The organism is Pradoshia sp. Z6_59 (assembly GCF_058267515.1).
This window is the reverse complement of record NZ_JBZCPP010000005.1, coordinates 196,734-208,775: the sequence shown is the minus strand read 5'-3', so window position 1 is coordinate 208,775 and position 12,042 is coordinate 196,734. Positions and strand designations below refer to the sequence as shown.

The window sequence follows — 12,042 nt, the reverse complement described above, 5'->3', positions numbered from 1 at the left end:
TATCTTAGGCTATTATTTTTATGAGTAATGCTGTTACAAAGATATTTAGCAGGGCAACCGGCAATAACACCTTCCAGCCAAACTCCATTAAATGATCTGCTCGTAAACGTGGGAACGTCACACGAATCCAAACTAGGAAAAACGTGACCGCAAACCATTTCAAGCTGAACCAAACGGCACCTGGAATCCAATCAAGGAACGGGAGAGGCTGCCACCCTCCAAAAAACAGGATTACCGTCAGTGTCGCCATCGCAAACATGTACACATATTCTGATAGCATAAAAAATGCCCATCTAAACCCCGAATATTCAACATGAAATCCTGCTACCAGCTCCGATTCAGCCTCGGATAAATCAAAAGGAACGCGATTTAATTCCGCTACTGCCGCTATCAGAAAGACTACAAACGCAATTGGCTGGCGGATAATATTCCAAACACCGGCCTGGGATTCTACAATATCATTTAAATTTAAGCTGCCTGTTAAGAGAACAATCCCTATCACAGACATGACGAGCGGTACCTCATAGGAAATCATTTGCGCACCCGCACGCATCCCGCCCATTAAGGAATATTTATTATTGGAAGCCCACCCGGCTGCCAATATCCCGACTGTGCTGACCCCAGATACTGCAATATAATAAAGCAATCCCACACCCAAATCCGCAAATTGCAGAGCTTCTGTGAATGGTAATGTAGCTACAACAACCATCGCGGGTGCAAACGCAATAAAGGGGGCCAATTTAAACAACGGTTTATCGGCCTGATCCGGAATCGTATCTTCCTTAAGCAGCAATTTGAGGACATCTGCTACTGTCTGGAGTAAGCCCCATTCCCCCCCAAGCTGATTGGGCCCATGGCGCAGCTGCATATACCCCATAACCTTTCGCTCTGCTAAAATAGCAAATGTCACAAATCCCAGTATGACGAACATGAGTACAATTGCTGAACCAGCAAAAACTGCAAATGAACTCCAGCTCGGAGTTGATGTAAGTAAATTTTGAATCATTACCCATCAACCTCCCCAAGGACAATATCAATTGCACCCAATATTGCAACCAGATTGGAGATATTTTCTCCCTTTAATAGCTTCGGCAAAATTTGCAGATTGTAAAAAGACGGGCGCCTGAATTTAAGACGGTACGGTTCCTTTTTTCCCTCGCTCGCTATGTAACAACCGATTTCTCCTCTTGGTGATTCAATTCGGACGTACGCATCCCCTTTTGGCGGCTTTATGATTTTTGGAACCTTAGCCATAACAGGCCCATCAGACGGAAATTGTTCGATACATTGCTCAAGAATTTTTAAGGATTCTTCAATTTCATCCAGACGAATTTCATATCTGGATAACACATCCCCTGTTTCACGTGTAACTATTTTAAAATCAAAACGGTCATAAATCGAATAAGGGGCCGTTTTTCGTAAATCCTGTTTCACACCTGTACACCTTAAGTTTGGACCGCTCAATGAATAAGCAATCGCATCTTCCGCCGAGTAAATTCCTATGCCCTTTACCCTTGTCAAAAAGATCTCATTTCCGCTTACCAGTTGTCGGTAGCCCTGAAGCTGTTCGCGCATATATGGAATAAATTCAGCAACCTTTTGAATCCATCCATCCGGTGCATCCCACTTCACACCACCAACACGCATATAATTAAATGTCAGTCGGGCACCAGATAGCTCATTCAGGAAATTAAGAATCATTTCTCTTTCCCTGAATGCGTAGATAAATGGACTGGTCGCTCCCAAATCCAGCACGAATGTCCCCCATGCCACAAGATGGCTCGATATCCGCCCCAGTTCCATGGCCATGACCCTTAAATACTCAGCCCGATCCGGCACTTCAATCTTCATCATTGTTTCGACTGCATGGCAGAGCACGTAGTTATTGGTCATGGCAGATAAATAATCAAGCCGGTCGGTGTAGGGGATAATTTGAGTGTATTGCAGGTTCTCCGCCAGCTTTTCCGTTCCTCTATGTAAATAGCCAATAACCGGTTTCGCTTCAGTAATGATTTCTCCATCAATTTTGACGACAATCCGCAAAACTCCATGTGTACTTGGATGCTGCGGCCCTACATTCAAAAGCATTTCTTCCGTTCGAATCATGCCCTCCTACACCTCCACATCATCATACTGCTCATAATCCTTACGCAGTGGATGACCAACCCAGTCTTCCCCGAGTAGTATTCGCTCTAAGCTCGGATGGCCTGTAAACGTTATGCCCAGCAAATCATATATTTCCGACTCTGCCCAATTTGCACCTATCCATAACGGCACGACAGATTCCAGCTCTGGCTGTTCGCGATCCACCTTGACCTTAATGACAATTTCACGCTGATATGGAAATGAATACAAATATAAATATACCTCGAAATGGGTGACAAAGTCTGTTCCGTGAATCTCAGATAAGTAGTTAAACTTCAATTGCTCATTTTTCCGTAAAAATTCGAGAGTTCGATAGTATGCTTCCTTTTTTAAAACAATCGTTAGTACATCTTTAGAAAGCCTATTAATATAGGCATCTTCCAAAATATCAGGACCAATATTGGTTTCTAGTATCGTTCGATAGGTATCAAGCAGGGATTGATTTGGAGATGGAGCTTCTTCTGATGCAGGTACGGGTGTTTTTTCGGCAAGCTTTGCTTTCGCCTTGGCTGCTGCCGCAGCTTTTGCCTTTGCTACTGCAATTGCTTTGGCTTTTTCTTTTTCTGTTTCCTCTGGTGGAGTGGTAGATTCAGAGGTTGCTTCTCCCTCTGTTCGTTTTTTCTTCGCTAATGCGGCCGCCTTTGCCTTGGCTGCAGCGGCTGCTTTTGCTTTTGCAAGGGCGATCGCTTTTTCTTTGGTGGATTCAGATTGCGCTTCTCCCTCTGTCCGTTTTTGCTTCGCTAGTGCGGCCGCCTTTGCCTTGGCCGCTGCTGCTGCTTTTGCTTTCGCGAGGGCGATCGCTTTTTCCTTTTCTGTTTCCTCTGGTGGTTTGGTAGATTTAGAGTTTGCTTCTCCCTCTGTTCGTTTTTTCTTCGCTAATGCGGCTGCCTTTGCCTTGGCTGCGGCTACTGCTTTTGCTTTCGCGAGGGCGATCACTTTTTCTTTTTCTGTTTCCTCTGGCGATGTGGTTGATTCGGAGTTTGCTTCTCCATCTGTTCGTTTTTTCTTCGCTAATGCGGCCGCCTTTGCCTTGGCTGCGGCTGCTGCTTTTGCTTTCGCGAGGGCGATCGCTTTTTCCTTTTCTGTTTCCTCTGGTGGTTTGGTAGATTCAGAGTTTGCTTCTCCCTCTGTTCGTTTTTGTTTCGCTATTGCAGCAGCCTTTGCCTTGGCTGCGGCTGCTGCTTTTGCTTTGGCGAGAGCGATCGCTTTTTCTTTTTCTGTTTCCTCTGGCGGTGTGGAGGATTCAGTGTTTGCTTCCCCCTCTGTTCGTTTTATCTTCGCTATTGCAGCTGCCTTTGCTTTGGCTGCCGCTGCTGCTTTTGCTTTGGCGAGAGCGATATCATCTTTATCTTGATGGGAATCTGCTTTAGGTGATTGCTCGGAGGATTGCTTTTCAGCAAGCTTTTGTTTGGCTGCTTCCTTCGCCTTGGCTGCTGCCTCTTTCTTTTGCTGGGATAAGTCTTTTTCGCTCAACTACAACACCTTCTTCCCAGTTTTCGCCTCATATTTAATCTTTTCCTTCAATTTATTAATCCCATATATGAGGGCTGCAGGATTGGGAGGACATCCTGGTATATAGACATCAACCGGCACTATTTGGTCGACTCCCTTCACTACACTGTAGGAACGCACATATGGACCTCCTGCGGTAGCACAGGAACCCATCGCGATGACCCATTTTGGTTCAGGCATTTGGTCATACAGTCTTCTTAAAATAGGAGCCATTTTCTTTGTAACAGTCCCTGAAACAATCATGACGTCTGATTGACGTGGAGATGTACGAAAAAAGGAACCAAATCGATCCACATCATAATGTGAGGAACCAACAGCCATCATTTCAATGGCACAGCATGCCAGTCCAAATGTAAGTGGCCATAAGGAGTTTCCTCTCGCCCATCCTTTTACCTGTTCCAAAGTGGCCAAAAATATCGTACGTTGCAGTTCATCCTTCTCCCTTGGAGAGAGCTCTTCTAATTTTAATTCCATTTCAGCACCTTCTTTTTCCAGGCATAGAGTAATCCAAGTACAAGCATCAACACAAAAATCAGCATTTCTATTAATGCAAATACGCCTAATTTTTCATAGGCTACCGCCCATGGATAAAGAAATACGGTCTCTACATCAAATAAAACAAACAGCAAGGCAAAGATATAATAACGTACATTAAATTGAACCCTTGAATCATGAAAGGGCTCCAAGCCACTTTCGTAAGTTGTACCTTTTGCGTCGGTAGGTTTGTGAGGTCTTAATAACTTCCCCAAAGACAATGCTACAATTGGAAGCAATATTCCAAGGCATAAAAAAACCAGAACGATTATATAATTGTTCTGATACCAATGTAGTGATGCCAATCTCATCCCCCCATTTTCCCCACTAAAATTTTCTAAATATTCAATATGTAACCGTATACATTATAACACTCTGATATATACGTGTCGATATGATATGGAGATTTTGGTCATACCACTTTTATCTTAATTTTTATTCGATAGTTGGGGGATAGGAGTCGCATAGGTAGTTGATAGCAGAGCTTTCTACGACCTTTCACACACCTATGACCGGCCTTTACCCCGGTATAGACGGGGCATAGGTGCCTGATAGCTACCCCATAGCTCCTTTCCCCCACCTTTCACACACCTATGACCGGCCTTTACCCCGGTATAGGCGGGGCATAGGTGCCTGATAGCTGCCTCATAGCTTCTTTCCCCCACCTTTCGCCTACCTATTACCCATCTTTCACCGATCTACCACCGACCTATGACCGACCTCCCACCAGCCAAGAAAAAAGCCACCCTCATATCTCTAGTCCCATTCCTTCATCCTCATATCCTATATATATTTCCCATTTGCCCAGTTATGTACAAAAAAACTCCAGGGGCCCCTCTCCCCTGGAGTTTATTCAACAGTTTAACGTTGTCTTTGTTCAGCAATATCTAGACGGTTTAAAGCACGCTTAAGTGCCAATTCGGCACGATGTGCATCAATTTCAACTTGTCTGTCTTGAAGTCGTCTTTCAGCACGTGCTTTAGCCTGTTTGGCGCGAGCAGTATCAATATCTTCAGCACGTTCAGCTGACTGTGCGAGTATGGTTACTTCTTCACCGTTGACTTCCATGAATCCACCGGATACAGCAACCCATTCTGTATTGTTACCCGTTTTTAAACGAACGGAACCGATATCAAGTGGAGCTACCATTGGAATATGTCCGGCAAGAATACCAAGTTCCCCCGTTTTTGCTTTCGTACTGACCATTTCTACTTCTTCATCCAACACAGGACCGCCAGGAGTAACTACAGAAACTTTAATCGTTCTCATATATGTGCCCTCCTATAAGATCCTTCGGTTAAGCCTCAACGCCCATTTGCTTAGCTTTTTCTACAACATCTTCAATGCGTCCAACTAGGCGGAATGCATCTTCAGGAAGGTTGTCGTATTTACCATCAAGGATTTCTTTGAAGCCTCTAACAGTTTCTTTAACTGGTACATAAGAACCTTTTTGACCAGTAAACTGTTCAGCTACGTGGAAGTTTTGAGATAAGAAGTTTTGAATACGTCGTGCACGGGCAACAACTAATTTATCTTCTTCTCCCAATTCATCCATACCTAGAATGGCGATAATATCTTGCAACTCTCTGTAACGTTGTAATGTAGATTGAACGCTACGGGCAACTTCATAGTGTTCTTCTCCTACGATTTCAGGAGATAGCGCACGGGAAGTAGATGCCAACGGATCCACCGCTGGGTAAATACCCATTTCAGAAAGTTTACGCTCAAGGTTTGTTGTTGCATCTAAGTGGGCAAATGTTGTAGCCGGAGCCGGATCCGTGTAGTCATCGGCTGGTACGTAAATTGCTTGAATAGATGTAACAGATCCCACGTTAGTGGATGTAATACGTTCTTGTAATTGACCCATTTCTGTAGCCAATGTTGGTTGGTAACCAACGGCAGATGGCATACGTCCAAGCAGGGCAGAAACCTCTGAACCGGCTTGTGTGAAACGGAAGATGTTATCGATGAAGAAAAGTACGTCCTGACCTTGTGCATCACGGAAATACTCAGCCATTGTCAAACCTGTCAAGGCAACACGCATACGTGCACCAGGCGGTTCATTCATTTGTCCGAAGACCATGGCTGTTTTCTTGATAACACCGGAGTCAGTCATTTCGTGGTAAAGGTCATTTCCTTCACGAGTACGTTCTCCAACACCTGCGAATACGGAGATACCACCGTGTTCTTGGGCGATATTGTTGATTAATTCTTGGATTAATACAGTTTTACCTACACCGGCACCACCGAACAATCCGATTTTTCCACCTTTGATGTAAGGTGCAAGTAAGTCTACTACTTTGATACCTGTTTCAAGGATCTCAACTTCAGTAGATAACTCTTCAAATTTTGGAGCTTCTCTGTGGATTGGATCTTTTTGATAGTTGCCTTCTAAAGGAGCATCTAAATCAATTTTTTCACCTAACACGTTGAATACACGACCAAGTGTTATGTCTCCAACCGGTACAGAAATTGGTGCTCCTGTATCGATTACTTCTGCATTACGGACTAATCCGTCTGTAGAAGCCATTGCAATCGTACGAACCGTATCATCGCCTAAGTGAAGAGCAACTTCCAAAGTAAGGTATTCTGCCTCATCAGCAGGCGCTCCTTTGGAAATGTTGATCTTCAGAGCGTTATAGATCTCAGGTAGTTTGCCGTTTTCAAATCTAACGTCGACAACCGGACCCATGACTTGAGTAACGCGTCCTATGTTCATTCCATTCCCTCCTATTTACTCTATGCCGTGTGAATGTTCGAATCTATATTTCCATTTTATCTATTCGAGTGCAGCGGCTCCGCCGACAATCTCGGTAATTTCTTGTGTAATTGCAGCCTGGCGTGCACGGTTGTAAGTCAATGTTAGAGAGCCGATAAGCTCAGAAGCATTATCTGTTGCACTCTTCATCGCTGTCATCCGTGATGCGTGTTCGCTTGCCTTACCATCCAACAATGCGCCATATATTAAACTCTCAGCGTATTGTGGAAGTAACACTTCAAGAATCTCTTCCTGGTTTGGTTCGAATTCGTAAAGTGTAGCTACTGCATCGCTTTCTACACTTCCAAGAGGTAAAAGTTTAGTTTCCGTTACTTCTTGGGAAATAGCACTAATAAAGTGGTTGTAGTACATATAGATTTCGTCAACAGTTTCGTCTGCGAATAACTTTACCGTACTGGCGGTTATTTCTTTAATGTCATCGAAGCTTGGCTGATCAGACAATCCGACCATTTCCTGGATAACGTTCATTCCACGGATACGGAAGAATTCACTTCCCACGCGCCCAAGAACGATAATACCGTATTCATCCGGGGATTTATGGCGTTCATTGATTGTCTGATAAACTTTTCTTAAGACACTACTATTATATGGTCCAGCTAATCCGCGATCGGAAGTGATAACCAGATATCCGGTTCTTTTCACAGGACGAGTGACCAGCATCGGATGAGATGCATCCGTGCTTCCATTCGCAATGCTCGCTACGACCTCTTGGATTTTCTCCATGTACGGTACAAAAGCTTTCGCGTTTGCTTCGGCACGATTCAATTTGGAGGCGGAAACCATTTGCATGGCTTTTGTGATTTGGCTCGTCTTTTTCGTTGATTTTATACGCGCATCTATATCACGTAATGATGCCATTTCTTCTCACCATCCTTTATTAAATGCCTATCCTGTTATTCCGATACAACAAATTGTTTTTTAAATTCAGCGATTGCTGCTTTCAAATCATCTTCTTTTGGCAGATCGCCAGTTGTGCGGATATGTTCAAATAATTCATTGTGGTTACGTGCAGTCCATTCAATGATTTCAGCTTCAAAACGTCTGATATCAGCCAATGGAATATCATCTAAGAATCCACGAGTCAAGCAGTATAGAATTAATACTTGTTGTTCTACACGCAATGGCTTGTGAAGATCTTGTTTTAATACTTCAACTGTACGTTGACCACGATTCAACTTCGCTTGAGTTGCTTTATCCAAGTCAGATCCGAATTGGGAGAATGCTTCAAGCTCACGGAATGATGCCAAGTCCAAACGTAGAGTACCGGCAACTTTTTTCATTGCTTTGATTTGCGCTGATCCACCTACACGGGATACGGATAGACCCGCATTAATCGCAGGACGTACGCCGGAGAAGAATAAATCAGATTGCAAGAAGATTTGTCCATCAGTGATGGAAATTACGTTTGTTGGGATATAAGCGGAGATATCTCCAGCTTGTGTTTCAACGAACGGTAATGCTGTGATTGAACCGGCACCAAGTGTGTCGTTCAATTTAGCAGCACGCTCCAATAGACGGGAGTGCAAGTAGAATACATCCCCTGGGAATGCTTCACGGCCTGGAGGACGACGAAGCAACAAGGAAAGCTCACGATATGCTGCTGCTTGCTTAGATAAATCATCATATACAACAAGGACATGCTTGCCTTGGCGCATGAAATATTCACCCATTGTTACCCCACTGTATGGAGCCAAGTATAGCAATGGAGCTGGTTGAGATGCAGATGCTGAAACAACGATTGTGTAATCCAATGCACCATGCTTACGGAAAGTTTCAACTGTTCCACGAACTGTTGATTCTTTTTGTCCGATTGCCACATAGATACAAATCATGTTTTCATCTTTTTGGTTCAAAATGGTGTCAATCGCAACAGATGTTTTACCTGTTTGACGGTCACCGATGATTAATTCACGTTGTCCGCGTCCGATAGGAACAAGGGCATCGATCGCTTTAAGACCAGTTTGTAAAGGCTCGTGTACAGACTTACGATCCATTACACCCGGTGCATTGTTTTCGATTGGTAATGTTCCAGTTGTAGCGATTGGACCCATACCATCAAGTGGTTGTCCAAGAGGGTTAACGACACGTCCGATAATAGCCTCACCTACTGGTACTTCCATGATGCGGCCTGTACGGCGTACTTCGTCTCCTTCTTTAATGTCGCGGAAAGGACCGAGGATAATAACACCAACGTTATTTTCTTCCAAGTTTTGCGCCATACCAACTACACCGTTTGAGAACTCAAGCAGCTCTCCGGACATGACGTTGTCCAATCCATGAACACGCGCGATACCGTCACCAACAACGATTACGGTGCCGACTTCACTCATTTCTATATCAGATTGATAGCCTTCAATTTGTTTCTTAATCAGCGCGCTGATTTCTTCAGCTCTGATGCTCATGAATTTCACCCCTAACTTCTAATATTAACCCAGCAAACGACGTTCCAAGCGTTCGAGCTTACCAGAGACCGTACCATCAAAAATACGGTTACCGATTCGCAGCTTGATTCCACCCAGAAGACTGCTGTCTACGATATTTTCAATGCGCAGTGCCTGTTTTCCAATTTTTTGGGCAAAAACCTTTGAAATGCCTTCTTGTTCCTGCTTCGTTAAAGGACGGACAGAGTAAACTTTAGCATCGACTACACCTGTGTATTCGTTTACTAATAGGATAAACTCATCTGCCAAAGTCGCCACAATATCTTCGCGATGACGGTCTACAAGAATCATTAACAGGTTTTGAATAGATGGAGACATAGTAGCAAAAGCCGTTCTTATGGCGTCTTTTTTGCTCTCCATAGATACCTTTGGATGCTCAAGGAATAAAGTAAGCTCCTTGTTTGATAGAAATACTTCCTTCAAAGTCCGCATTTCGCCTTCCAAACGGTCTATTTGATTATCTTCCTTGGCAATTTGGAAAAGAGCATCTGCATAGCGTTTTGCTACAACTGTATTACTCATCGCTCTTCTCCTGCCTCTTGAATGTAATCGTTAATCAATTTTTGTTGATCAGCTTCACTAAGTTCTTTTTCAATCACTTTAGACGCAATTAGAACAGACAAGGATGCAACTTGCTCACGAAGTTGAACCATAGCTTGTTCTTTTTGCTGTTCAATTTCACGTTTCGCTGATTCTTTCACACGTTCAGCTTCTTGACGGGCAACAACGATGATTTCTTCACGTTGTTTTTCACCATGTTTCTTAGCCTCTTCAATAAGAGATAAAGATTCCTGGCGCGCTTCTTTCAGCATAGTACGTTGTTCTTCTAACAAAGCGGCTGCTTCTGCACGATTCTTTTCGGCTACTTCAATTTCACTCGCAACGTGTTGTTCACGTTCTTTCATAATGCCCATAAGAGGACCGAATGCGAATTTTTTCAGTAAAAGCATCAAGATGATGAAAGCGACTAATTGGAAGATGATATCTCCTGTATTAAGTCCGCTATGTGCTGCAGCTCCAAGTACCAAATTATTAAATAACACCCCTATTTCACTCCCTTCAGAAGTCTTTACGGCTTACCTTTTTAGTGCATATACGTTTAAACCGTGAACTCACGGTCAGATTTTAGTAAACATAAAGGAATGGCGAAGATAATCACTCGATTCTCCGCCATCAGTATTGTCAATTACATTACCATGAACGCGATAACAACCGCGATGATAGGAATCGCCTCAACTAAAGCTACCCCGATGAACATTGTAGTTTGAAGCATACCACGTGCTTCTGGTTGACGTGCAATTCCCTCTACTGTACGAGATACGATCAAACCATTACCAATACCTGCTCCAAGAGCTGCTAAACCGATTGCGATTGCTGCTGCTATAACTCCCAAATCCATTATGAAGTTCCTCCTTTAATTTGTATAACTATTGTTAAATTTTTTATATTATTAATGGTCTTCGCTGACTTTATGGGCCATGTAAACCATTGTTAACATCGTAAAGATAAATGCCTGGATTGCTCCGATAAATATACTGAAACCTTGCCATACAATGGTTGGACCAATAGCAAGGGCACTGCTCCAGAAATCTGTTGCAAGAGATCCCGCCAGTAGGCTGAGTAAGATTTCACCCGCATAAATATTACCGAATAGACGCAAGCCCAGTGTGAGGGTATTTGCGAACTCCTCAATAATCTTAAGCGGAAATAAGAACGGCATCGGTGATACAAAGTTTTTGCTGTACCCTTTAAAACCTCGCATTTTGATACCATAGAAGTTTGTAAGAACTACGATCATTACTGCAAGGGTTAAAGCGACTACTGGATCGGCTGTTGGCGACTTCCACCATAGATCTCCATTATATGTAACTGAGAATGGAAGACCAAGCATATTTGAGACAAATATGTACATGATAAGCGTCGTTCCAAGAACTAAAAAGCGCCCGCCAGTGTTCCAGTCCATATTGCTGTTAATTATGTTTCTGACGAAGTCAATGACCCACTCCATAAAGTTCTGCATACCAGTTGGCTTAACTGCCAATTTTCTTGTCGACAGTACGGCGATTAAAAATACAATCACACTTGCGACCGTAATCATCAGAACGTTACCAAGATTAAAAGTAAGGCCCATTAATTCGACTGTAGGTGCTCCATGATTCAATCTAAATTCACCTCTTTTCCCCCCGCCTTATGTTATGGATTGTTAAATCTATCATAATGACAAGGTAACCCGTCATTAATCCCAATACGACAAAAAAAACATTAAATTGATCAGGATATCGCATAGCAATGGCGACAGCTAAAACTGCAGCTGCCATTCTTGAGATTGTCCCAAGTGATTTCATGCTGCTTCCCTCAAGCACTTTCTCACCTAATTGAGCAGTTTTTCTTGATAAAAGCCAAATATTATAAATACCGATTATACTGCCAAGTGTCATTCCCAAGGCTTCTGTTTTATAAGGGGTTACTCCCCATAGGATAACATAAATGGATAATAAGGTGAACGTGTACCTCAGATAGCGTCTGAAAACAATGTGGACTTCTAGCATTTGAATAGGTTTCTCCATTAGTAGTTATTTGAACGGATAGCATATACACCTTTCACCAATCCGATCAGGAGACAATATGGGG

14 protein-coding genes are annotated in these 12,042 nt (G+C 43.2%); all 14 read right to left on the bottom strand.

Features of this window, described 5'->3' with window-relative positions; all coding sequences use genetic code 11:
• Nucleotides 1–4 precede the first annotated feature (4 nt).
• The 14 genes from nuoH to AC4D4B_RS07640 all read right to left on the bottom strand — a co-directional run bounded on the left by nuoH (nt 5) and on the right by AC4D4B_RS07640 (nt 11,978).
• A complete protein-coding gene (gene nuoH, locus AC4D4B_RS07705; protein ID WP_490999580.1) occupies nt 5–1,006 on the bottom strand; it encodes an NADH-quinone oxidoreductase subunit NuoH in 1,002 nt (333 codons plus the stop codon).
• Nucleotides 1,006–2,106 carry an NADH-quinone oxidoreductase subunit D gene (locus AC4D4B_RS07700; RefSeq protein ID WP_490999579.1) on the bottom strand — a complete coding sequence of 367 codons (1,101 nt, stop codon included), beginning with the start codon at nt 2,104–2,106 and terminating at the stop codon, nt 1,006–1,008. Before AC4D4B_RS07700 ends, nuoH begins: the two co-directional genes overlap by 1 nt.
• A 6-nt stretch (nt 2,107–2,112) precedes the next feature.
• The gene (locus tag AC4D4B_RS07695; protein WP_490999578.1) at nt 2,113–3,618 is read right to left on the bottom strand and encodes an NADH-quinone oxidoreductase subunit C; all 1,506 of its coding nucleotides are present in this window, start codon (nt 3,616–3,618) and stop codon (nt 2,113–2,115) included.
• Nucleotides 3,619–4,131, bottom strand: coding sequence for a NuoB/complex I 20 kDa subunit family protein (locus AC4D4B_RS07690; RefSeq protein WP_066109280.1), 513 nt, complete (start codon nt 4,129–4,131; stop codon nt 3,619–3,621).
• Entirely contained in the window at nt 4,122–4,502 is a 381-nt protein-coding gene (locus AC4D4B_RS07685; protein WP_066109283.1) for an NADH-quinone oxidoreductase subunit A, read from the bottom strand. Before AC4D4B_RS07685 ends, AC4D4B_RS07690 begins: the two co-directional genes overlap by 10 nt.
• A 550-nt stretch (nt 4,503–5,052) precedes the next feature.
• Nucleotides 5,053–5,460, bottom strand: a complete 408-nt coding sequence (locus tag AC4D4B_RS07680; RefSeq protein WP_066109289.1) for a F0F1 ATP synthase subunit epsilon — start codon at nt 5,458–5,460, stop codon at nt 5,053–5,055.
• Nucleotides 5,461–5,488: 28 nt separating this feature from the next.
• Nucleotides 5,489–6,910: a F0F1 ATP synthase subunit beta gene (atpD, locus tag AC4D4B_RS07675; protein WP_066109291.1), complete on the bottom strand. Its 1,422-nt coding sequence runs from the start codon at nt 6,908–6,910 to the stop codon at nt 5,489–5,491.
• A 60-nt stretch (nt 6,911–6,970) separates the two neighbouring features.
• Nucleotides 6,971–7,828: an ATP synthase F1 subunit gamma gene (atpG, locus tag AC4D4B_RS07670; RefSeq protein WP_490995040.1), complete on the bottom strand. Its 858-nt coding sequence runs from the start codon at nt 7,826–7,828 to the stop codon at nt 6,971–6,973.
• A 35-nt stretch (nt 7,829–7,863) separates the two neighbouring features.
• The gene (gene atpA / locus AC4D4B_RS07665; protein ID WP_490995041.1) at nt 7,864–9,372 is read right to left on the bottom strand and encodes a F0F1 ATP synthase subunit alpha; all 1,509 of its coding nucleotides are present in this window, start codon (nt 9,370–9,372) and stop codon (nt 7,864–7,866) included.
• A gap of 24 nt (nt 9,373–9,396) precedes the next feature.
• A complete protein-coding gene (locus AC4D4B_RS07660) occupies nt 9,397–9,933 on the bottom strand; it encodes a F0F1 ATP synthase subunit delta (protein ID WP_066109301.1) in 537 nt (178 codons plus the stop codon).
• The gene (gene atpF, locus AC4D4B_RS07655) at nt 9,930–10,454 is read right to left on the bottom strand and encodes a F0F1 ATP synthase subunit B (RefSeq protein ID WP_490995042.1); all 525 of its coding nucleotides are present in this window, start codon (nt 10,452–10,454) and stop codon (nt 9,930–9,932) included. Before atpF ends, AC4D4B_RS07660 begins: the two co-directional genes overlap by 4 nt.
• A gap of 143 nt (nt 10,455–10,597) precedes the next feature.
• Complete coding sequence (atpE, locus tag AC4D4B_RS07650; RefSeq protein ID WP_066109752.1) at nt 10,598–10,804, bottom strand: F0F1 ATP synthase subunit C; 207 nt, start codon at nt 10,802–10,804, stop codon at nt 10,598–10,600.
• Nucleotides 10,805–10,861: 57 nt separating this feature from the next.
• A complete protein-coding gene (gene atpB / locus AC4D4B_RS07645; protein ID WP_490995043.1) occupies nt 10,862–11,572 on the bottom strand; it encodes a F0F1 ATP synthase subunit A in 711 nt (236 codons plus the stop codon).
• A gap of 7 nt (nt 11,573–11,579) precedes the next feature.
• Nucleotides 11,580–11,978, bottom strand: a complete 399-nt coding sequence (locus AC4D4B_RS07640) for an ATP synthase subunit I (protein WP_077248192.1) — start codon at nt 11,976–11,978, stop codon at nt 11,580–11,582.
• Between the last annotated feature and the right edge of the window lie 64 nt (nt 11,979–12,042).

Coding starts and splice junctions, on each gene's coding strand:
- atpG (WP_490995040.1), bottom strand. CDS start 7,828: ATGGCATCATTACGTGATATAGATGCGCGTATAAAATCAACGAAAAAG.
- nuoH (WP_490999580.1), bottom strand. CDS start 1,006: ATGATTCAAAATTTACTTACATCAACTCCGAGCTGGAGTTCATTTGCA.
- AC4D4B_RS07685 (WP_066109283.1), bottom strand. CDS start 4,502: ATGAGATTGGCATCACTACATTGGTATCAGAACAATTATATAATCGTT.
- AC4D4B_RS07690 (WP_066109280.1), bottom strand. CDS start 4,131: ATGGAATTAAAATTAGAAGAGCTCTCTCCAAGGGAGAAGGATGAACTG.
- atpA (WP_490995041.1), bottom strand. CDS start 9,372: ATGAGCATCAGAGCTGAAGAAATCAGCGCGCTGATTAAGAAACAAATT.
- atpD (WP_066109291.1), bottom strand. CDS start 6,910: ATGAACATAGGACGCGTTACTCAAGTCATGGGTCCGGTTGTCGACGTT.
- AC4D4B_RS07700 (WP_490999579.1), bottom strand. CDS start 2,106: ATGATTCGAACGGAAGAAATGCTTTTGAATGTAGGGCCGCAGCATCCA.
- AC4D4B_RS07640 (WP_077248192.1), bottom strand. CDS start 11,978: ATGGAGAAACCTATTCAAATGCTAGAAGTCCACATTGTTTTCAGACGC.
- AC4D4B_RS07680 (WP_066109289.1), bottom strand. CDS start 5,460: ATGAGAACGATTAAAGTTTCTGTAGTTACTCCTGGCGGTCCTGTGTTG.
- AC4D4B_RS07660 (WP_066109301.1), bottom strand. CDS start 9,933: ATGAGTAATACAGTTGTAGCAAAACGCTATGCAGATGCTCTTTTCCAA.